Origin of the sequence: Bradyrhizobium sp. CSS354 (assembly GCF_029051725.1) — a bacterium.
In the GTDB taxonomy this organism is placed as follows: domain Bacteria; phylum Pseudomonadota; class Alphaproteobacteria; order Rhizobiales; family Xanthobacteraceae; genus Bradyrhizobium.
The window spans coordinates 329,948-351,433 of the sequence record NZ_JAACFU010000004.1 but is presented as its reverse complement, the minus strand read 5'-3'; the positions used below and the strand labels follow the sequence as shown (position 1 = coordinate 351,433).

Sequence of the window (21,486 nt, the reverse complement as noted above, 5' to 3'; positions counted from 1 at the left end):
GCTCCGGTTGAGAGCCTGTGACGGTCAGCAAGCACGGCTGCAACCTCGCAGCGCAGGGTTGGAAGTTTGCTCCTCGGACCCCTCTTTCTAGCTCGTCGGACCGAAAGAAGGCACTGTAGGCGCCCTGCGAGGCGGCTGTGCAACAAGCCTCATCTTGAAGTTCATCATAACTCAGAGCTTTAATCACCTCAGCACGTTTCAGATCCCATGCGCGGACACGAGCTCTGTCTCCCCATGGGTTCTGCAACGCTGTAAGATATCTGCCAGTGTCGTCAAAGGAGAGATGGGTGACGCCTTCAAGTCCTGACAACAAAGAGCCTCTAGCACTCATATTAGTGTTCGCAGCTTCAGTCAGCTGGATACGAGGCGCTTCGGCTTGATCAGGCCAGCAAGCAACAGGGTTTCCTCGAGCTTGACCGCTGCAAGAGGCGGACGCAAAAATGTGTGAGGCTGGGAGCAAAGGACCGAGCTCTGCGACGAGTTGACAGGTCTGACGAACGCCCGCGGTCTGACCAACGCCCGCTCGGGCGTCGGCAACGGCTATGGATTCCGGGGTTAACCGAACGAGGATTTGAGCAGCATTCCTTGTGAATTATCGACGGCACAAAGCTGTTTGCCACGTTCGACTGCAATTGTACATGGACGGGCGCTGACGATAAGTTATCAAACGATCCGGCGACCACTGATTGCAATCGATATTGCTCATCACGTTCAAGGTAAGCGTACCGGCCGTCTGAAACGAATAACGTTTGCCGTGCGGCCAGCAATCGTGTTGCTCGCGTCAGGTCGCATTACCGGTGAGGCAATGGTACCGGCCGTGCAACCATTCAAATTTCTGGCCATCCCCGACACGATTCCAATGGCCACGCGCCACCATGGCGACCTGTTTTATCACCACTCACGCTAGACTGCCGCTGCACCCTACGCGGACTGAGTGCCGCGACCTAAGGCTGCACTTTTATTTTCCACTAACCCGGCCTATGATTGCTGTGCGGTCCAGGCGGCGCGTGCCGGGGCCGTGCGCTAGACAGTGGAGGACATTGTGGCAGGCGGCCTTTCCAAAACTGAGGTTACCAGGGTAGTCACGCTGCGAACCCTGCTGAGCGCGGCCGGCGTAGAATCGTCGGGACTTCATTCCCATCACGATGCGGTGCAGCAGGCGGGCCGCTACCATCGCATCCTCGAAAAACTCCAAGCCGAGACTGCGAAAACCAGCGCCGGTGTGCTGATCACCGTGCAGGATCGCGACGCATCGCTTCTTCAGAGTAGAATCGCTGAAGGGGGCGACGCCGGGTCGCCGCTGCAGGCGGGCGGGCTCGAAGCGCAGTTCGGGGATGGTGTCACAGGCGGCGACGTCTGGGGCTGGATCCGCAGCATGTTCGACCATATCGACCAGACCCAATGGCATCCAATCGTGAGGCCTCCCGATAACAATATTGGAACCCTCGCCGACACCGGCCGCGTCGCTGTACTCGGTGACTGGGGCACCAACCTCTACGGAGCACCGGTCTCCGCTGCTTCGATCAAGCGAACCGGCGGCTACGAACTTCTGCTGCATCTCGGCGACATCTATTATTCCGGCACAAAGACGGAGGCACAGCAGCGCTTTCTGGAGGCCTGGCCCACGAGCGCCGGCAAGGTGAGCCGCGCTCTTAACGGCAATCACGAAATGTATTCCGGCGGTTTCGCCTATTTTGAGGATATCCTGCCGAAGTTCAAACAACCATCGAGCTACTTCGCTCTGCAAAATAAGCATTGGCTGCTGGTCGGACTAGACACCGCCCATACCGATCATGCCCTCGACCACCAGCAGGTCGCGTGGCTTAAGTCGGTCGTGCAAAAGGGTGGGCCGCGGAAGGTGATCCTGTTCTCGCATCATCAGCCTTTTTCGCGGCTCGACAAACAGGGACCCGAGCTGCAGGCGGCTCTCGCCGACCTGTTTCAGAAGAAGGCAATCACGGCCTGGTACTGGGGCCATGAGCACGATTGCATTATCTACGACAAGCATCCGACGTTCGGCCTGCTCGGCCGGTGCATAGGCCACGGTGGTATCCCGGCGCCTCGCAAGACGGAAGTATTGGATGCCGCTGCTGACCGGCGCCTCAACGGGGTCGCCTGGAAGCGCCTGTCGGCAAGCGCGGACGCTCCATCGTCGCTGGCACTCGACGGACCCAATCCGCTGGTAAAAGGCGAGGAGGAAAAGTTCGGACCGCACGGCTATCTTACGCTCGATTTCGACGGACCCAATTTGATCGAGCGCGTGCATCTGCCTGACGGCACCGAGGTATTCAAAGGACCGTTGTGACCTGACGATCCGGACAGCGTGGAGGGATCGCATGAAGATTGATTGGCATCGTAAGGCCGACGCCGAGAGCGTCGGCGAGAGCGCCTCTCTACTGCGGCGGTCGAGGCGTAGGGGCGGGCTAGAGAGCGGACTGGAGAGCACGTTTGAGGCGACGGGGACGGATGATGCGGCTAGCGCCAGCCACGCAGGCCCTAGCGAGCGCGAGCGGCTAGACCGGTTGGATGAGGCGCTCGCCACCTCACATCCGGCGGTAACTAAAGTCGAGCAAGACGCGATCAAGGATGAAGTTTTAGCCGGTGCGCGCTCGGGTCTCGCCAAGGTCAACCAGGGCGAACCGCCACAGAATTTCACGCTCGGCGAACAGATCGGTCTCGAAGCGGTCATTCTGACCAACGGCGAGCGCCCGAGCCTGTTCGTTCGCGATGGCTTTGTCGACCTCAATGCGCCGGATATCGGCGACTGGGGCTTGGGCCTGAACCGTTTCCAGAACGTGATCCGCAAGGTGATATCGTCGGTTGGGCGCATCGATGTTCCGGTCAGGCCATGGTTCGCCGGTACATGCTTTGTGGTCGCCGAAGGCCTGGTGGTGACCAATCGGCACGTGCTCGAGGAGATTGCGACCCAGGACGCCGCCGGTACCTGGACGCTGAATTGGCCGGACGCCACCACGGTCGATTTCGTCGGTGAGGACGGGTCGGCCGCCGCCACCAAGTTCAAAGTCACAGGCGTCGCCTTTGCTGGGCCCGATCCAATCAATCGCAGCATCAATTTCGCGCATCTGGACATGGCGATCCTGCGTGTCGATCCCGCCAGCAACCCCACAAATCCATTTCCGATGCCGGTCACGTTCGAGACCGATACAGTGCAGCCGAAAGCGCGCGGCGACCTCTACGTGGTTGGCTTTCCGGGACAGCCGCGGATCTGGGCGTTTGACGGCAAGCCGCCGACCGGACACGAGACCACACAGGTTATCTCAACCCTTTTCAACAACAAGTTCGGGGTGAAACGGTTGGCGCCCGGCACGGTAAGGATAGGCGCTGGCGAGGTCGCTCGCGACGAACAGAATTGGATATGCGCGCATGACGCCAGCACGCTCGGCGGCAATTCGGGTTCCTGCGTTGCTGACCTAAGCGGAGACGGCTTCCGGGTCGTGGCCCTGCATTTTGCCGGTGCCAATCGTGAGCAGAACTGGGCTCACGTTGCGGCGCGCCTGCGCGACAAGCTCTCTAATTTTTCGGCGACGTTCGTGCCATGAGTGACGGCGTCGCTGGAGCGAAAACGATTGATGGAAAGAACTCTAATCGGCTCATAAGCGAAGGGCGGCACCGACGCAATTGGCGCTCGGGCAAGAGGAAGAACTGCGAGTCGCCCTCGTAGCTGCATCCTAAGCTTACCGGGTTTGGTCAGAAGGCGTCGCTGCAGGCCTCTATGTCCATAAGCCAGTTTCTTCCGGCGCCCGCCATTGCAACCACTTGAGGCGTCAGTGATTGCGATGAGGATTTTGGCTCCCTCACCTGCCATCATCTGGGTCTGCGCAGAAGACAGGTTGTATAGAGAAAAAGCACTTGCTTTGCTTGCGGCACAGGAGTGTACTATTTTTTTGTGCCTAGGGGGAAACAGATGCAATCACCCTGGTTTTCTGTTGCAATGCATTTCAAGGGCCTTACCGAAGTTCATGGCTCGGTGGACAATCCAAAGATTGTCGAGATGTTTCGGATCTCCGGTCACCCGGAAGTCAAGGATGATGAAACCCCTTGGTGTGCGGCTTTCGTCGGTGTCTGTCTGCGCCTATCAGGTTATCGCAGCTCGGGCAGCCTTGGCGCCCGCAGTTATCAGAACTTTGGCGAGGACTTGAAGAATGCGCCGCAGCGCGGTTGCATTGTAGTCTTCACGCGAGGTAGTCCGAAGGCAAGCACCGGACACGTGGCATTCTATGACCACGATGACGGGGATCACGTCATCGTACTCGGTGGCAATCAGGGCGACGCCGTGACCATGGCGTCGTTCCCCAAGAGTCGAGTCCTGACCTATCGGCTTCCGACGGAAACAGCCCCATTGCCAACCGATACGACGTTGCCCAACATCCTGACAATTGACGCAGGCAGTGCACCCCCGCACGTGCTCGGAATAGGCGCGGCGACCACTGCGACGATCGGGCCTCGTGAGGTGCGGGCGACTGAAATACTCTCGGAAGGTACGAGCGGCCCACGCGTCCGCGCTTTGCAGGAAGCGCTCGCCCGCTCGGGCTTTCAACCGGGTGAGATCGACGGAGAATACGGGCCCCTCACGGCTTTCGCGGTGAGCAATTTTCAGGGTACGAGACGCCTTCCAGTTACTGGCAACGCCGACGCTGATACCCTGCGGCATTTGGGATTGTTTGTGTCTGACCCGACTCTCCCGGTCATCCCGACAATACCGTCCGTGCCCGGAGTAATTGCAGCAGACGGAGGAGCCACCATGCAGCCGCAGGACATCCTGAAGCCCCTGTTCGAGGTTCTCGCAGCCAGACGACATCAGCCGGCGCTTGCCCCCGGCAGTGTCCCGTCGGACGCGGCGGGCGTCGACACGTCACAGCTGCTGCAAATCGCTCTAGCAGCATTGTCCGGGAAGCAACTTGCTCCCGCCCCCGAATCGCCGACCGGAACGGCTCCGGCAGTGATGTCCCCGATCGATAAGGTACTTGGAGGTGAGGCGCTCCAGGGAAAAAAGACACCTTTGGCGATCCTAGCGTATGCGATCTTGGCCATCCTGCAGGCAGTCGATGTCGCCGGTACGGCGACCGGACCAACTGCTACTCCCACCGGCCAGATTCTCACGACGTTGATTGGATCCCTCGGCGGGCTCGGGCTTCTCGGCAAGTTTGATCGCGTTGTGCAGATGTTGGGCATCATGGCAGCTAAGGCGCCATCCGCACTCAAATAGGTGCGCGCAAAGCTCCGTCGGCCAGCCTCGGTGAAACACGAAGGTCGATCATGGCAAACACATTCGATGGCTTAAGGGCTGAATACGCAGATCTTTGGCAGCGCATGCGGATTCGACCCGAGCGGCTGACGGAGGTCAACGCCATTACCAATCGGCTGATTGCGCTAAAGCCGCGGTACCAACAGGTTGCCTCCAAAGTCCTTGTGCCATGGCATATCATCGCGGTTCTGCATCAGCGTGAGGCAAGCGCCGACTTCGCGGGCGTTCTCCACAATGGAGAGCGCATCATCGGTACCGGCAAGCTAACTAGCTTGGTGCCGAAGGACCGCGGCCCCTTTTACAGTTGGGAGGAAAGTGCAGTTGACGCACTCACGATGCCGCCCCACTCCCTGCACTTGGTGCCCAACTGGACGGTCGAGCGAGCCTGTTTCGAAATCGAAAGATACAATGGTTTCGGATATCGCAATCATCATCCGCAAGTGAGATCGCCATATCTTTGGTCGTTCTCTACCAACTATGAGTGCGGCAAGTATGTCGCCGACGGCCATTTTGATCCGGACGCTAATGACAAGCAGTGCGGCACTATGCCGATTTTGAAGATGCTGATGGAGCTTGATTCGTCGATTCGCTTGGATGGTGCCCTCGATGGGCGAGTTCCGCAGATCGCCGCTGTCGCTGGTCTTCAGATGGGCGCGAAAGGCGATCCTGTGCGGCAGTTGCAAACCGCACTCGCAAGCCAGGGATTTCAGGTAGGTGACATCGATGGCGATTTTGGAAACAACACCGCGGCAGCAGTGAGGGCATTTCAACTCTCACGTAGCCTCCCACCCACCGGCGTTGCTGATCAGGCCACATTGCGGGCGCTGGCGAGCGGGCCGCGCCGCTCTCCCGTTGAAGGTTTCAAGCAGGCTGACGTACTGCTCGCCCTCGTTAACGCGCTCAAGGCGCGCGCGCCTGCACCGGGCGTGCCTATCGGAACGTCGTCGTCGGAGTCGGGCACCGACCTGCTGCATGTCATCATTGGTGCGCTGATTAATGGTCAGACGGGCGCCGCCGTACCCACCACCCCGATTCTTTCCCCGATCGACAGGGCGCTGGGCGGCGAGACACTTGTGGGAAAGAAAACAGCGCTCTCGGTCGTCGCTTACGTAGTATTAGCAATTTTAAAGGCAGTCGGGGTGGTCGGCGTGGCGACCCCAACTGGTCAGATCCTGACAATCCTTATAACCGCGTTCGGTGCTCTTGGCGGGACCGCGAAAATAGACCGCGCGATCCAGGCGTTTGGCATAATCGCCGCCAAGCCGAAGTGACACGTCCGTACGGGGTACAGCGCGTCGGTGTCCAAAGGCATTGCAGTTAGCCTTTTGCCCGACGCAACAACTGTTAGCAGACAGGACGACGGATGCAATTGGACGCGTTGTCAATTGAATGGAGGGCTATGAGCTTCCTGGCAAAGCTTCCGTTTGAACTGTACGACCCGCAGTCTTTTTGGGTTTAACCGTGAGAAGCGATGTCGCATTTTCTGTGGCAAGGGAGTTCCCGACACGGGCATTCCGGATGCTGTTATTCTGATGGCTATCGCAGAGAAATCACCTTTGCTTGTCACTCCGAGCGGGCGATACAGTCCTCCCAACCTTGCCGTTTCTTCGAGAGCGCTGCGCACTAGAACCGTTATCCGAGTTTCGGTTTCACATCTGGTTTTCGCGGGAGTGAGTATATCATGAGTACATTCGTCGAAATCGGTCCGGAAGAGTATGATCTCGCTGCTTTCAAGAGCTTCGATCCTGCGGCAGCAGGCTTCGAAATCGGTAACGCACGCGCGATGATGTGGCTCGCGCAGCTTGCTTACGAGACGCATCGGATGACGACGGTTGAAATAGTCTCGCGAGCATGGGATTTTAAGTCTGTCGCCTCTTTCATCAAACACAAGACTAGCCTGAAAGGCAGTTTTGAAACCTGCGGGCTTATCGGTGAGCGAACTGGTGCAGTGATCCTTGCGTTCGCGGGAACCGATCCAGGCATCTGGCAAAATCTCACGACGGATTTTACACCCTTGCCGCAGGCCGGTTCTGACATCCACGAAGGTTTCCGGCTGGCCGCAGCTGCCGCTCAGTCTGAGGTCGAACAGGCAGTCCGCCTTTCCCAGCAGTCAAAGAAGCCGCTATTCATCACCGGCCACAGCCTAGGCGCCGCGCTCGCAGCGCTAGCCGCGCAGATAGCCTTGAAGGAGGGATCGCCGCCGAGCGCGGTTTATGCGTTCGGTATGCCGCGCGTTGGTGGGGAGAAATTTAAGTCAAGCTATGATGCGGGCCTGGGTGCGCTGACCTATCGGCTGGTTCACGGCATCGATCTCGTCGCACGAGTGCCGCCCTCATTCGCCGGATTTCGCCATGTAGGCCGCGTGCTTCAATGCGGCGCCGGAGCGAAATTCGATGGGGCGACGCCACTGTCGCCGATCGGATCGGACGATCCTTCATTCGGCGAGCAGCTCCCCAACATGTTCCGGCGCGGCGTCGGCAATGTTTTGACCGGACATATCCTGTCGCCGACCGGACCGGGCACATTCGGTCCATTGTTTCGATTTATTCCACCTGAAATCCGGGATCACCTGCAGGATTCCTACTGGCAAGCTCTAACCCCTTAGCAGCGCGGTAGATTAGATTGCGTTCCGACGCGCCAGACGCGCGGAGAAAGTTCGAACTCAGTTCCTCTCCGTCCAGCGAGAGAATGCAAAAATCCAGTACCGGTGCCCATCTGGTTGTAAGCCGGCGAACGACGTCGGTTGAGAGCAGGAAAGCCGACATCGCCTCACGTCTTCCGGATCGTCAGCTGCGGGCTACAAGCCGACCTCGGCCAACCGAAAGCGCTGCTCGAAAGGCGGCCCCTCACGTATAAAATGCAACATCAGCCTGGCAACGGCTCCCGACGTCGGGGCAGCTTGGGGCGACCAGACGATCACGAGATCGAATTTTCAGGCTCTGTGCTAACTAGTTCTCGCGAAGTCCTGCCTTGCGGAAGCCCGCCGTAATCCGAACCCGCTGCGCGATACAAGTCGGATGGTCACTTGGCGCACTAATGTGGAATTGGGCGATGCTGAACTCGGGAGCGAGGATGAGGCCTTTCTGCAGAGAAGCGCCTGCTTCATCGACCTGATCGAGATGGGCCAACGCCGCAGCGAGATAGAAATGAACGAACGGGGCGATATTCCTGTTGGCCTCGATCGAGCGCTTGAACCACTCAACGGCAGCTTCGTCATCCCCGAGATATGATCGCGCGACGCCTGCAGTGTTCATCCAGGACGACGCCTTGATGTCACGGGGAGAGAGCCGGAATGCTTCCATCACGTGGGCTTCGGTCTCCCCTGCGCGCCCCAGATTGCATTTGCCGAGCCCAATCCATGCATGAGCGGTGGCCAGATTCCGATCCAGCGTCAAGGCAAGCTCACATCCGGCGATGCCTTGGGCAGCGCGTTTCGTGAAGATCCGGGCGACGCCCATCAGGCAGTGCGCCCTTGCATGATTGGGGGTATGAGCAAGTATTTCGGCCAACGACGCTTCGACCAGCCGCAGGGGCGGTCTCCGGTCGATCAGCATTGAAGTCGCCCGCATAGTATCGACGTCGGCCATTCCAACCATGGCTTCGACATTCGTGGCGTCCAGCCGGAGCGCCGCTTCGAAGAATGGGCGCGCCTTGGACAGGCTTGCGGGATCAGTTCCGCGGTTCAGATATGCCATACCTTGAAAATAGAGGTCCATCGAATCTGGATGCGGCGCCCGTGCTGCCCGCCGTGCCTCCACGGTGACCAATTCGGTTCCGAGTTGGCCGGCGAGCCGAGCGCCGATCTCGTCCTGCATGTCGAATAGGTCGGCGACCTGTTTGTCAAACCGTTCACCCCACAAGTGATTGCCGGTCTCGGCATCGATCAGCTGGATGTTGATGCGCATCCGATCCCCAGCCCGTTGCACCGAGCCCTCGAGCACGTAGCGAACGCCCAGCTCGCAGCCAACCTGCTTTAGATCGACGTGCTTTCCCTTGTATGTGAAGGCGGTGTTGCGGCCGATCACGAAGATGCCGGCCATCCGCGACAAATCTGTCGTCAGGCTTTCGGTAACGCCATCGACAAAATAATCTTGCGTGGGATCGGGACTCAGATTCACGAAGGGCAAGACCACAAGAGACGGCTTGCCGGTGGCCGGGCTCGGCGAGCTGGCGACCGTTACTGCCGTCGGCGCTTCGTGAACCGATGCGACGAAGCGGACGCCCTTACGCGGAAACGTTTTGATCAGACGCTGCTCGTCTCCGGTATCGCCGATCGCCTTGCGCACCGCGTTGAGGCGCGTGGTCAAAGCCACATCCGAGACGATCCGGCCGTCCCATATGGCGCTGATCAGATCATCCTTGCTGACAACGCGCTCGCGATTGCCGATCAGATATCCGAGCAGGTCGAAGCCCTTGGGGGCGATGGGGACGAGCTCCAATCCGCGACAAAGCTCACGTCGCTCTGTATCGAGTGAAAAATCTTCAAAGAAATAGCGCAAGCCACTTCCCTTGCAATCGCGGTCGATCGTGGAGGCCATCTCCGCAAGAATAAGCCGCCGGTAAAGAAAAAGTAAGCCGCCGATCAAGTCTAACCGTACCCGACGTGGTACACCCAAAGGTAGCACGCCCTGGAACTTTGGGGGCCGGGTCAGGGAGACAGGGATGATCACCCGACGTGATATATTGATCGCTTCCGCCGCCGTCGCGCTCTCCGCCGCGTTTCGGACGCCTCAGGCACTTGGGCAACCACTCCCAAAAACCGCGCATATCCTTACTGGTTTCACCCCCGGCCTACAGGACGCTTTGGCGCGGCTCGTGGCCGGACAGATGAACGACTATGCGAAGACGATCGTGGTCGAGACCCGGCCAGGCGCGGGCGGTCGCATCGCGGTCGAAGCGGTGAAGAGCGCCGACCCGGATGGGTCGGTCATGTTGTTTGCGCCGCTTGGCTTCATGATGTTCTTTCCACACGTCTACAAGACGCTGAGATACGATCCACGGGACTTCACGCCGGTCTCAACCGTTGCCTCGACCCCGACCCTGGTGACGGTCGGCCCGAAGGTGCCGGCCGAGGTAAAGACGCTGGCAGACTTCGTTGGCTGGTGCCGCGCCAATCCGAAGCTCGCGACCTTTGGCACGCCGGGTGCCGGGACCACGCTGCATTTTCTGGGCACGATGCTGGGTCGCAGCGCGGGCTTCGATTTCCTACACGTGCCCTATCAGGGCAATGGCGCGATTCAGGATCTGATGAAGGGAGTGATTGCCGCGGCCGTCATGCCAATCGGCAGCGCGCTCGGACTCGTCCAATCTGGAGATCTTCGTGCCCTGGCGACCACCGGGCCGCGCCGCAGCCCCTTCGTTCCGGCGGTACCGACGGTGCGGGAGGCCGGATATCCCTCCCTCGAGGACCTGACATGGTTTGCTTTCTTTGTTCCGGCGACCACGCCAGCGCCGGTAGTCGACAGGCTAAACGAGGCGATCCAGGCGGCCTTGCGGACCGATGAGGTCAGGGTCGGCATGGCGAAGCTGGCGGTCGAGCCAGACGCGAGAGCGATGGGGGACTTCGCGCGCCTGATCGCCTCCGAGTCCGAACGGTGGAAGGCGATAGTCCTGGCGACGGGGTTCGTCCCGACCGATTAAAACCAATTGGGGAGGCAACATATGAGCCGGCCAGCATCCGTGTATGAGCTTGTGCAGTCGCATCGCATCACAGCAGTGATCCACGCCGCGGTGCAGCTAGATCTCGCCGAGGCCATCGGCGGTGAGGCAAAATCGGTAGCCGAACTTGCCCGGCTCGTGTTTGCCGACGAAAGTGCACTACGGAGACTCCTCGTTGCACTTACAACCCTTGGCCTTTGCGCGCAGGCGTCCGGCGACCGCTTTGGCATAACCGATCTTGGTCGGCAGCTCGATCAGGCTGCCGACCCGTCCTTCAAGGACTGGGTTTTATTTGAGAGCGAGATGCTCGCGCAATCTTGGGGCGGATTGGTCGATTCGGTCCGCTCTGGGAAGAGCGCGGCCGAGCTGCGCGGCGAGGGCGATGATCGCTATGCCGCTACAGGATATGCACCGGAATGGACCCGCCGGTTCAACGCGGCGATGGTCAGCCTCACGCGATCCCTCGTTCCAAAAATCGTTGCAGCGCACGACTTCACGGCCGCGCGCGCCCTCATGGATGTCGGTGGCGGTACTGGCGAATTGATTAGCGGCGTGCTCCAGCGCAACGCCCATCTTGAGGGGGTTGCGTTCGATCTTGCGCGCTGCGAGGCAGGCGCGCGTGCGCATTTCGTTCGGGTTGGCTTGGCTGGCCGCTGCCGGTTCGTCGCTGGCAGTTTCTTCGAAGCGATCCCAGGCGGCGCGGACACCATACTCATGAAGAGCATCCTCCACAATTGGAAGGATGGCCGGTGCGAGATCATTCTGCGCAACTGCCGCGACGCACTACCGATAGACGGAACGCTGATTGTGATCGAGCGTATCATGCCAGAGCTTGCCACGGCCGAGGACGCCGGCTGCGCCTTGAGCGACCTTAACATGTTGCGGGGACCCGGTGGTTGCGAGCGGACGGAAGCCCAGTATCGTACGCTGGCCGCCAAGGCCGGCTTCTCTTTCGTAGTTGCGGTGGGTGTTGGCTCCTTCAGCTTGGTCAAGTTCAGGAAAAATGGTGCTTAAGGAGGCTTTCTTCTCCATGGCGTGGACCGATGGTGCCTACCAGCTGCCGTCAGTGACGACCCGCATTTCCTGAAGACTGAACGCAGCTATTTGGCCAGAGGTCCGCTCCGGGTTATGCGCTGCACCCACCAGAGCCACTCCCGCTGCGGAGCCGATAGCGGACGTTGTCCGGACGATGGATACCCTAAGCCTTTCCAAATTAATTTGTAGCTGCAAGCGATCGGCACCCCCGCACTGACCGCATTGCGAAATCGTCTGGAGGGACCCGCCACCTGTTCAAAATTAATTCGGCGGCCCCGACCGCCACTGATGGACGGCTCTGCGCGGCACAGTAATTTCCGTTTTAGCTATTCGCTCCTCTTTCACCCTGTTGCTGCTTCACGCTTCACCCCCTAGAGAGGGGGGTGAAGCGAAGCAAGGATGCTCATCTTTGCTTCACGCTTGCTTCATGTGGAGCATGAGCTAATTCAGCAGCTTAGTGCAGTCTTGCTTCATCCTGGTCGATTGACTGTGAAGCAGGTCTGCTTCACTCCCGTGAAGCATGAAAAAGCTGTTCGCCTACTACTTCTTTAGCTTTGTCAGTGAGACCAATCGGGTTCTTCGTGACGTAGCCCTGGTCGAAAAGCTTCTCGATCCGGCGATGAACCGTCGTGGGCGACGAGCACACGCGTTCCGCCAAAGCCCGCTCGGTAAGCGGCTGGGGGGCGTCGCGGATCTCAACGAGCCACTTGATCGCCGCGTCGTCGTCACTATCGCCCTCTCCTTTGGCGGCGGGAAGCTTGTTCGTTTGCACCAGCACCACCTGGTCGAGCAGGTCCTCGTCCCAAGTGTCAAAGTCGTAGTTGGTGCTAGGGATCGGGTAGTTGACCAGCTCAAAAACGAGTTTGAGGCCGTCGGGAGTGTGCCGCGATAGAACCAGCTCCATCACGCGGAGCGGATCTTCTCGCCACACCCGGATAGCGAGGTCCAGGCCGCCATCGAGCGCGACGGAACCTGCGCCGCGCGTCTTAGTTCCATGACCCGAGTGGTGGACGACACCAACGGCAGTCTTATCACCCCGCATGAAGTCGACGCCGTGGATAAACTTCGCGATAGCCTCCTGATCGTTCATTGCACCGGAGAAGTTCCGAATTAAGGTATCGATCACAATCATTCCCCAAGGACCGGGGCCGCCGGCAAGCGCCTGCTTCACCTCCAGTGGCACGTCGACCATCACGGAACGCCCGATCAAGCGCCAATTTTCGGCTAAGTCCGATCGAATCCGACTTTCGATTTTCGCTCGGGCCTCCCCGGTGGCGGCTGCTTCATCGCTGGCGGTTTTTAAAATCCACGCTTCGACACGCTCCGCAAAGCGCCGTCGACCACCCTCGGCAATGACGTACAAGACGCGACACTTCCGCACCTCCAAGCCTGCGAAGTCGCGCCCGGTTGCGATGCATAGGCCCGCCGTCATCATGCAATAAGACTTGCCGGCCTTAGGGTCGCCGAACACCTGGAAAAATGCACCTTCGGGCACGAGTCCCTCGATGAGGTAGGGTTGCTCGGGCTCCGCCATAATCTCGGCATGTGTTTCGTGCCGGTAAGGGTTCTTGGCTTGTCGCTCGTCGGGTCGGACGACATTCGGAGTGTCATCGACTTCGGAAAGGTCAGCTTCAAACTCGGCATCCAGTTCCGCTTTGAGCTTTGCTTTGACACGAGCGACTTCATTGCGAGCGTGCGCTTCTGGGTCTTGGCGTTCCAACACGCGCTCGGAGATGCGGTAGCGAGAATCCGTTAGGACGCCGACGATCTTCTCGTGCGCCACGCCGCAACGGATCATTCCGCAGATTGCGGCATACACTGATCGAGATCGGTCTTTCTCGAGAGTTTTGTCGCTGCCTCCAGTTTGTACGATCGCCTTCGTACGTTGGTCCAAATTGAGCGCGTCGAGGTCATCAACTGTCTCTGCAGCGCCGACTCGTTCCGCTGGTGCCTTGATGCCAACGCTTTGACGACGGAAGGCTGCGAGGCTGTAAGAGCCGCTTGTCTTCATAAGGAAGCCGCTTGCCCTAACCGGTACGAAGCCTTTTTCTCGCTTACGCCGATTCGGCAGGTTAGTCGTGTGCGGAATCCGGAGGAGCCGGTCGACGTTTTGCGTACGGTCGCCACCAAGTGCCTTTGCAATCTCGGCACCGGCGCCTTCCGCTTCGTCAATAGAGACCGCCGGGATTTCCAGCTTCCATAAAGCTGCAAGCCCGTTGCCGCTTGACCAAACGTACGATGGAAGAGGTACTTTTCCGGACTTCACCGCCATTAAGTGGCGTCCACGGGCCTCATCGGCAGATTCGCCGGCGGCACGATCAAGATCGGCGTGGAGGTAGACGACGCTGGCGATATCGTCCTTTTTCGATTTAGTCTCGGTCCGAGAGCGTGGGATGTTTGCCTCGAAATAAAGATTAGCTTTCCCGTTGTTCTCCGCGATCCAAACTTCGATCTTTTGCCTTTCGCCAGGTAACGCGAAGACGCGCACGCGGGGTGCTCCACCATCAGGTGAGATCGCCGCCACCTTCAGCAGTCCTTCATCACGAATAGCGGCGAGGGCGCTTGCTGCCCGCGTTGCGACTTCCTTTGTGCGCGGAGTCATGAACCAAACTCCCGATCAAAAGTCAGGATTTCGGTTACCCGCTCGCGGCTCCAAGCCGTGAACAGGGCCCAAATGTCGCCTAATAGTCCGTGTGGCACGTCTCCCCAGGGCACATTATATAAACAAGCTTCCAAATGACGCAGGGACACAATGTGCTCGGGAAGCGCCCAGGGACGCGCGACGTCACGGTAACGCCGCAAGCAATCGATTGCCGCTGAAAGCTCTTCGTTGGATGAGCTGAACTGATCGATAAAGTCACGGAAGCGCGGCATCTCGTTCGATGGGACCGAGAAGAGGCCGTCAATCTCTTCCTGCTCCGGAAGCCAGCGAACCGTGATCGTCGCTAACGTGCAGACGAAGAACATGCTGTTTCCCGGATCATCGATACTGGCGTAGGTGGACGGCGCCGGGCTCGGGAACAGCCCATGCGACTTTAGTACGTTCAAGCGTTCGCCCAAGTTGGCATCGAGGCGGGGCGGCTGCGTCGCGATAGCCACAGGGTCGCCGCTCGTGTCCACGAAGAACAACGGTCTGCGAAGTGCGAACCGCAAATGCTCTTGACCGTAGGTGCATGGCACCAGCGGTGCAAGATGTTCCCAGCGAGGGTGTAGTTGATACTGCCAACCGTTTGCGGCCGCGATCAATTGTGCCGCCATCGTTTTATATGTCTCCAAATCGCGAGCCACTGACGCGGAATGCGGTTGCCGTTGGAGCAGATTGCTGCCGCGGAAGATGCGCTTCAGGATCTCGCCCTGAAGTTCCTTATAAGGGTAGCTCGTCTGCTTGGTCATGAACGCACCGCGCATTCACGATCGTACGTCTCAAGCTCGCTTTCGAGCCAAAAGCGCCGGCTCGTCCCAAATTTATACGGTCGAGGAAACTTTGGGTCGTGCCGAAGCTTGCGCTCCAACCAAGTGCGGCTCCGTCCATAGCGGACGAGAACCTTCGAGATAGGCCGATAACGTTTCGTGTCGTGGATAGCGGACATAGCAACACCCTCCGGTATAGTGCGAAATGTCCGTTGCACGGTTTTGAGACGTGAAAGTCCGCAAAGCAGACCTAAAGTCCCTCACGCTGAATTTTGGCTATCCGGATCTTAGCCGCTAAGGTCCTAGGACGTTCCCCTTAGCTTTCGCCGCAATAATCCGGAAGGCGGCGCCCGCCGCCAAAGGACGAGACGACACCAAAAGGCACTGTTCCTCTATGCAAATCCAGTAACGTTTAAACGGGTTGTGGCGGGCTTCCTTGCATCAAGTAGACCGAAAGTACCGAAGTGCGCGCAACGGAGGCGCGGCGGTTGCCCAGCGGAAGAATAAATTGAATCTTGTTAGGAATACGTCGAGCAGCGCTCACCGGGGAATATCGTCGTCCATTTCAGCGCGTTCCTCCGGCCCCTCGTTCGCTGCTGTAGTTGCCTGCACCTTATTGCTGATGTTTTCGACGATGCATCTAGTTCTTTGATACAATTCGTCGAACGTGAGTATCTCTGGCGCCCGTAGATTACGTCGGAATAGCTCAAAACAAGCTACCTTGTCATCATTTGAGCTAAGTTGTCTTAGGTTTCCAATGATGAGGAAGCTGCGCGGATCGACCGCATAGATGGTTTTCCCGGTGTCGCGGCCTTCGTCATCTTTAGCGTAATCGCGGAAACGGTTTCTCGTGAATTCGAATACTGTTTTCTGGATTTGCGTCACGGCATTCGATAGCTCCTCGGATACTCCCCAGACGCCCGCGCGATAGGCATCCTCGCGTAGAAGAAGGGTGTCGTTCTTCTTTATCTCCAACAGTACGTATTGGCTGACCTCAGCATTGGTTTGCAGGAGACCATCTGCTCTCTTTCCGTATCGGTCGAAGGCAGAGCCCGTAGTCTGACTCTCCAGCTTGTTGCCTACCTTGTTCAAAAACAAATAATTAAGTCCATGGCCAAAAATCCATGGGTTCGCCTCGAAAAATTTCTGCCAAGCTGGCTCAGAGACCTCGCTCCTCAAGTACGCTTCAAACGTCACAAGGGCAGCGCGCTTCGCAGCCACGGCATAAATGTCCTCGTGTAGTTCAGGATTTGCGGCAAGCTCTCTAACGAGCGCCGCACCTTTTGTGCTCGACAACAATGCACCTAAACCCGAAACGTGGATGCTGTCGTCCAGCAAGACGCGCGTTTTCTTTGCATCGCGTAGATCGAGGCTGGAAATTACGGACAAGAAATCTCTTATTTGGGCGAGCTGAAAATCATTTACTTGGACCTGGCCATCGCTCCGCCATCCAAAACGTTTGTGAAACTTGATCTTCGTGATTTTTAGTGAGCCGAAGTCCACTCGATCTTGAACATAAAAGGCCGACACCGCGAGCTTGCAGCGGGCAGTAACGTCGATTTCGCCAAGTACCGCTTCGCTGTCGCCGACAAGCGTCGCATAGGCGCCCTTTCCGTTTCGCGCAGGTACGGTGTACAGCGCGTCTGGTCGATAGTTGGCAAGGTAATTAAGTTCATCGTCTGTCATGGCAATCTCATGGTTTCTACGGCGGCCTGTAATGCTTCGTAACGGCGTCGACTCGGCCTAGGAGCTTTTGAAAGGCCGCCCAATCCAGCTTATTTGCATTGGGTCGAACAACCTTTTCTGCAAAAACGACCTTGCCGTACTCGTTGATAGGATCGAGGCTCTTGCCGGGATTGAACGTCTTTCCATCTACGACCGTCTTAAGTACAGGTGCCGTGAATAGGTCTTCTATACGAGACGTGCCGTGAAGCCCTGCTTCTGGTGTTTTCACCAAATAAAGATTGTGACAGATGTGATAGAAATCTGCTGTGGACGTTCGAGACACTTTCAGTTTGACGGTGGTGTGGATGGCTGCAAAGATTTCGTCAGCGCCATCATCATTGTCGATTAACAATATAACTGGATGCGCAAGCGGCCTGTTCCTGAAATATTTTAGTGCGGCTGCGTAGTCTTTGATGAGGAGCTGCATGCCCCCCGATCCGCCGCCCAGTTTTAGAACGCTGTCCGCTATTCGAGTGTGGTTGAAAAAGCTGACTTTGCGTGTCTGGATAGACCCTGTCGTTGTGATGAGTGACGGGAACGTGGTCGCCAAGCTGCGCACCGCCAATTTCAGATATGTGATGTCCGTTTTCCCCTCGCAAATGATGAGAGGCTTCTTGAGCTGGACGAAGTGCTTGTAGAATAACAGTCTCTTATAGAGTTTGCGAACACCACGATCTCGTTTGTCGTTTATGGTGATTTCGTTTCTGGCCAATGCAACCGCGTGCTTGACTCGAAAGCAGTGATTCAATTGCCCTTCAAGGGCCGGCAACGCCGCGCTAGGTGCGGCTCCTTGATTGAAGTAGATGCCCGTTTTGAATAGTTCGTAGCACATTGATCGGACGCGGCGATAATAGTCCGCTTGAATGTTTACCTTCTGATTCACGGTTAGGCCCGTGACGGTTTGGCGGCTGCCACGCAGCCGGATCCGTGTTTTGGCAGGGTTGATCTTGAATCCGGCACTCGTGATTGTTTCGGCGAGCGGTTTGCCGGGTTGCCAATCGGAGGGGGAGACTTGAACGGCGAGCGATGTAGGGAACGTCTTCAGCCTTGTGGAGAATGTTAGGTCGTCCGCGTAACGGGTGTATGTACAATTGTATTTCTTCGCGAGACCGACCAATCGGACATCAAGGATGTGAGCGATAAGGTCTGAAATGATTGGTGAGGTTGGCGCGCCCTGAGGCAGTGCATTTGCATGACAGACGATTTGAGCGATTACGGTCGCAACGTCCTTATGCAGCGCGAAGTCCTTGTTGCTGATAAAGAAGCCGCGCACTCGTCCAAAGTTTATCGATGGGAAGAAATCCTGTAAATCTAGATTGAGCACATATCGATGTTTGATGTGCGGCGTCGCATTCGTGATGATTGACTGCCCTTTACGGAATGCATGCGACAAGGGCCGCAGCTTGTTTGCATCATCGATCTCTTTCCGACACTTCGTCAGGAATGATGTAAGGTGTCGCTGAAGCGTTTTCAGTTTCGGCACTGGGGCGCTGATCAGGCGCGCTCCGCCCGACTTTTTTGGGATCGTGAAAGATGAATATTTCGATCCGTCGGGAATTTGGTGAATTAGGAAGGCTAGTGCACTAGGCTTATAGCCAATCAGTTTTGCCAAATCGCTCAGCGTTGTTGCCGCTTTTAAATCACTAAGTGCGCTCAAATGCCCCTCGCCCTAAATTTGTGAGCTTACAGGCACTCCTTAGCGATCATGGGATTTCATATTCCACATTGAGCGTGCATAGTTCTGCAGTCAGGAAGCATTGGCCTCTGACCTTTGGTCTGATGTTGCGATAGCGCAACAAAAAATCTGCCTGTAAGCTCACCACCAACTTAAACGTGTGGTGCGGAAACGCAAGCAACTTCCTAAGGGATCAACAACACTGCCGTCGGGGACGGCACGAGCAATGTCTGCGAGTTCGAGTGCTGTAACAAAGTCCGTACCGCCGAATCAAACTTATCCAGAGACACAACCGCTTCGACTGGCATTTTATGCACTTTCAAGAGTCGACCCTCGTGGAGGCTATGCTCGCTAAGATCAACGATGAGTGAGATATCCGCCTTTGCAGGGCCGAATTGTTGTCATCGGTATCCCCAGAATCCCCAACGCATCGATTCACGTTTATCTGTTCGTGAAGTGTTCTATTGTAGCGCTTACGTCAATAGCCTGCGGAATTGACAGAGGAGTTTGAAGCGGAGGTCGATGCCGCGATCGCTGCATGCGGGGGCGATATGCGGGCACTATTCCGGCGCTGGTCGTGGCGGACGAATTTCTAGAAGGAGTTGCGAACGCAGGTCTCGCGGGGCTTCATACGCGGCGTGAGGCACGGAAGGTCCAAACCTATTCAGGCTGATCCCCTTGATTAACCATGTCGGCAAATTGCCATTTCTTGAAGAGGGGTTTCCATTCTCAGATTCGCAACTTGCTACCTCATGCTCCCCTCTATCATGAGGGGTATTAGCACGTTGATTCCGAATCAACGGCGTTTTTTCAAATGAACGTTGGCCCACTCTTGTCGCAACGTCGCACTAGGCGCGCAACCGTTGCGGAGTGACAACGAGCAGCGGTTTGGCGTGGCTCCGATTTAGGCAGATCGAAACAATCGGAGCGGACGCGATGCGTGGTGAATGTGAGGGGAGTTCGAGTATCGGAAGGGGTTTACTGAGCTTTTCGTTCGAATGGTCGCCAGGGGCGGAAGGGCTACGAGGACGCCAGTAACCGCACTCAAAGCGCTGGAGGAAGCAAGGGCTGGGCGCCGCAGACCAATCAACGGTATCCGAGTTCGACCGATCATCTGGCGTTGGGCCCGCGTCGAGTCGGAAGGTCGCAACAGTCAGGCCGGTGTAAGGCTCGTTTGGCCGCGCAAGTGGGAACAAGAGTGGGAACTGCTGGGAGAAGCTACGTTTTTGCTCGAAAATAGAATAGGGCGCGACTGGCATCACCTCCGCTCTCGGCCGCGCACGAAGGCTAGTTTCAGCGAAAACAAAGGGTGAAGAAACCGAGTGTAGCGCTCTCCCGCTACCAAAAAATACACGCGATATCCAAGGCTCGGGAGCCGTCGTGTCCGGCCTGCCACCTTGAGAGAGCTCTCGGCTCCATTCGCGACCCTGCAGAAGCACTGGGCGCGCCTCATGCCGGCGCCGGCAGTCGCTTGTGCACAGAGCCGCGGAACAGGGGGACCAACCTCAGCTCTGCCGATTACGAATCCCTGCTGCGTGCTAACCGCCGGAACGATAGGACGGGCGAAAGGATTCGCTCCGGGCAGGAGCAAGTTCGATGCTGATGACGAAGGAAAGGCGGCCAGCGATCCGAACGCTGCGCGGATGGGCGCTCAGCGTGCTGCAGGAGGCGGGCGCCATCCACGAATGCGAGGAGCACGGCTGGGCGAAGGACCGGGCCGACCCGCATGCGCGCGAGCACGCATTGGATATCGCCAGGCAGGAACCACCCGAGGGCTTGTCTCCGGATCAGGCCGTCGGGCAAGTGCGCGAGGTTTTGCATTCGATTGGCGATACGTGCCCGGAGTGCCCGCCACGTTCCGATTAGGTCGCCTGCGCTGTCGCGCCGCTCGGATGGCAACGGGTGCGTGCGAGCCTCAAAGCCTTCGACGAAGTTGGAGGACGTGAGGGATATCAACTGGCCGCTGCAAAGCCCATAAAGCGAGCAAGTCTAGTGCGTTCTCGAGTGCTGCCCCGGCGGCGGTCTTGTCGAAGATGCACCAGGTCTCACTCGACAAAGACGCAGCACCGAGCCGCCGCTTCAGGGTCCGAAGGAACGCGCCGTCGTACGCGGAGTAGTAGATGCGCGGCGCTCCATGCAGTCGAAAATAGCACAGGCACGGCCACCCGCCCGGCAGGTCGGCATCGGGCACCCGCGCCGGATCCGCGGCGACGCGGCCAATCTGACGTTCCCTGAGCCAAGCGCCGACCTCGGGCGTGAACCAGCTGACGTGACGCGGCTCGCAAGCGAGAGCGGCCGAGGTCCTTTCCTGCAGTGCGCGGAACAGGAACTCCGCATCGGACTCAACGAACATTCTGCGAGGCGCAAACTGAACGAGCAAAACCCCGAGCTTCGCGCCAAGTCCGGCGCTCTCTTCGATGAATCGATCGAGTTCACCCCGCGCAAGCTGTGACGAATGAGTAACAGACTTCGGCACCTTTACCGAAAAGCGGAAATCATCTGGCGTCGCGTTCGCCCACTTCTCATAGGTCGAACGCCGGTGCGGCTTATGAAATGATGAGTTGATCTCCGTGGCATTCAACACCCGCGCGTAGCGTTCAAGTTGGTTACCTACCCCGCCAACTCTTTCCTTCGAGACTCGCGGAACATTCCATCCCGCTGTGCCGAGCCGCAGCTCAGCCCTGACATGCGCGACCTCTTCCATGTCAGTCCGTAA

Annotated in this window: 14 protein-coding genes; 8 read left to right on the top strand and 6 right to left on the bottom strand. The window is 57.9% G+C overall.

Annotated features, from left to right (window positions below; all coding sequences use genetic code 11):
* Nucleotides 1–1,042: 1,042 nt before the first annotated feature.
* The 5 genes from GWG67_RS11680 (at nt 1,043) to GWG67_RS11660 (ending at nt 7,871) form a co-directional block, all read left to right on the top strand.
* On the top strand, nt 1,043–2,305 hold the full coding sequence (locus GWG67_RS11680; protein ID WP_275169489.1) for a metallophosphoesterase: 1,263 nt from the start codon (nt 1,043–1,045) through the stop codon (nt 2,303–2,305).
* A gap of 31 nt (nt 2,306–2,336) precedes the next feature.
* Nucleotides 2,337–3,560, top strand: coding sequence for a serine protease (locus tag GWG67_RS11675; RefSeq protein WP_275169488.1), 1,224 nt, complete (start codon nt 2,337–2,339; stop codon nt 3,558–3,560).
* A gap of 365 nt (nt 3,561–3,925) precedes the next feature.
* Nucleotides 3,926–5,227, top strand: coding sequence for a TIGR02594 family protein (locus tag GWG67_RS11670; protein WP_275169487.1), 1,302 nt, complete (start codon nt 3,926–3,928; stop codon nt 5,225–5,227).
* Between the two features lie 50 nt (nt 5,228–5,277).
* Nucleotides 5,278–6,537, top strand: a complete 1,260-nt coding sequence (locus GWG67_RS11665; protein WP_275169486.1) for a peptidoglycan-binding protein — start codon at nt 5,278–5,280, stop codon at nt 6,535–6,537.
* A gap of 410 nt (nt 6,538–6,947) precedes the next feature.
* On the top strand, nt 6,948–7,871 hold the full coding sequence (locus tag GWG67_RS11660) for a lipase family protein (protein ID WP_275169485.1): 924 nt from the start codon (nt 6,948–6,950) through the stop codon (nt 7,869–7,871).
* 343 nt (nt 7,872–8,214) lie between these two features.
* Here the strand turns inward: GWG67_RS11660 and GWG67_RS11655 are convergent, their stop codons facing one another.
* Nucleotides 8,215–9,852, bottom strand: coding sequence for a winged helix-turn-helix domain-containing protein (locus GWG67_RS11655; protein ID WP_342761032.1), 1,638 nt, complete (start codon nt 9,850–9,852; stop codon nt 8,215–8,217).
* A gap of 76 nt (nt 9,853–9,928) precedes the next feature.
* Here GWG67_RS11655 and GWG67_RS11650 point away from each other — a divergent pair, with 76 nt between their 5' ends.
* A complete protein-coding gene (locus tag GWG67_RS11650; protein ID WP_275169484.1) occupies nt 9,929–10,906 on the top strand; it encodes a tripartite tricarboxylate transporter substrate binding protein in 978 nt (325 codons plus the stop codon).
* 21 nt (nt 10,907–10,927) lie between these two features.
* The gene (locus tag GWG67_RS11645; protein WP_275169483.1) at nt 10,928–11,938 is read left to right on the top strand and encodes a methyltransferase; all 1,011 of its coding nucleotides are present in this window, start codon (nt 10,928–10,930) and stop codon (nt 11,936–11,938) included.
* A gap of 526 nt (nt 11,939–12,464) precedes the next feature.
* Here GWG67_RS11645 and GWG67_RS11640 read toward each other — a convergent pair.
* The 4 genes from GWG67_RS11640 to GWG67_RS11625 all read right to left on the bottom strand — a co-directional run bounded on the left by GWG67_RS11640 (nt 12,465) and on the right by GWG67_RS11625 (nt 18,752).
* Nucleotides 12,465–14,561: an AAA family ATPase gene (locus tag GWG67_RS11640; protein WP_275169482.1), complete on the bottom strand. Its 2,097-nt coding sequence runs from the start codon at nt 14,559–14,561 to the stop codon at nt 12,465–12,467.
* On the bottom strand, nt 14,558–15,352 hold the full coding sequence (locus tag GWG67_RS11635; protein ID WP_275169481.1) for a hypothetical protein: 795 nt from the start codon (nt 15,350–15,352) through the stop codon (nt 14,558–14,560). The genes GWG67_RS11640 and GWG67_RS11635 overlap by 4 nt, the downstream gene beginning before the upstream one ends.
* Nucleotides 15,353–15,910: 558 nt before the next feature.
* Nucleotides 15,911–17,056, bottom strand: a complete 1,146-nt coding sequence (locus GWG67_RS11630; RefSeq protein ID WP_275169480.1) for a Shedu immune nuclease family protein — start codon at nt 17,054–17,056, stop codon at nt 15,911–15,913.
* Nucleotides 17,057–17,072: 16 nt separating this feature from the next.
* Entirely contained in the window at nt 17,073–18,752 is a 1,680-nt protein-coding gene (locus tag GWG67_RS11625; RefSeq protein WP_275169479.1) for a retron Ec67 family RNA-directed DNA polymerase/endonuclease, read from the bottom strand.
* Nucleotides 18,753–20,366: 1,614 nt separating this feature from the next.
* On the opposite strand from GWG67_RS11625, the gene GWG67_RS11620 reads away from it, so the two are divergent.
* The gene (locus GWG67_RS11620; protein WP_275169478.1) at nt 20,367–20,636 is read left to right on the top strand and encodes a hypothetical protein; all 270 of its coding nucleotides are present in this window, start codon (nt 20,367–20,369) and stop codon (nt 20,634–20,636) included.
* A 49-nt stretch (nt 20,637–20,685) separates the two neighbouring features.
* Here GWG67_RS11620 and GWG67_RS11615 read toward each other — a convergent pair whose 3' ends face one another.
* The gene (locus GWG67_RS11615) at nt 20,686–21,474 is read right to left on the bottom strand and encodes a DUF72 domain-containing protein (protein WP_275169477.1); all 789 of its coding nucleotides are present in this window, start codon (nt 21,472–21,474) and stop codon (nt 20,686–20,688) included.
* Nucleotides 21,475–21,486 lie beyond the last annotated feature (12 nt).

Coding starts and splice junctions, on each gene's coding strand:
- GWG67_RS11640 (WP_275169482.1), bottom strand. CDS start 14,561: ATGACTCCGCGCACAAAGGAAGTCGCAACGCGGGCAGCAAGCGCCCTC.
- GWG67_RS11630 (WP_275169480.1), bottom strand. CDS start 17,056: ATGACAGACGATGAACTTAATTACCTTGCCAACTATCGACCAGACGCG.
- GWG67_RS11620 (WP_275169478.1), top strand. CDS start 20,367: ATGCTGATGACGAAGGAAAGGCGGCCAGCGATCCGAACGCTGCGCGGA.
- GWG67_RS11665 (WP_275169486.1), top strand. CDS start 5,278: ATGGCAAACACATTCGATGGCTTAAGGGCTGAATACGCAGATCTTTGG.
- GWG67_RS11670 (WP_275169487.1), top strand. CDS start 3,926: ATGCAATCACCCTGGTTTTCTGTTGCAATGCATTTCAAGGGCCTTACC.
- GWG67_RS11660 (WP_275169485.1), top strand. CDS start 6,948: ATGAGTACATTCGTCGAAATCGGTCCGGAAGAGTATGATCTCGCTGCT.
- GWG67_RS11635 (WP_275169481.1), bottom strand. CDS start 15,352: ATGACCAAGCAGACGAGCTACCCTTATAAGGAACTTCAGGGCGAGATC.
- GWG67_RS11650 (WP_275169484.1), top strand. CDS start 9,929: ATGATCACCCGACGTGATATATTGATCGCTTCCGCCGCCGTCGCGCTC.
- GWG67_RS11675 (WP_275169488.1), top strand. CDS start 2,337: ATGAAGATTGATTGGCATCGTAAGGCCGACGCCGAGAGCGTCGGCGAG.
- GWG67_RS11645 (WP_275169483.1), top strand. CDS start 10,928: ATGAGCCGGCCAGCATCCGTGTATGAGCTTGTGCAGTCGCATCGCATC.
- GWG67_RS11615 (WP_275169477.1), bottom strand. CDS start 21,474: ATGGAAGAGGTCGCGCATGTCAGGGCTGAGCTGCGGCTCGGCACAGCG.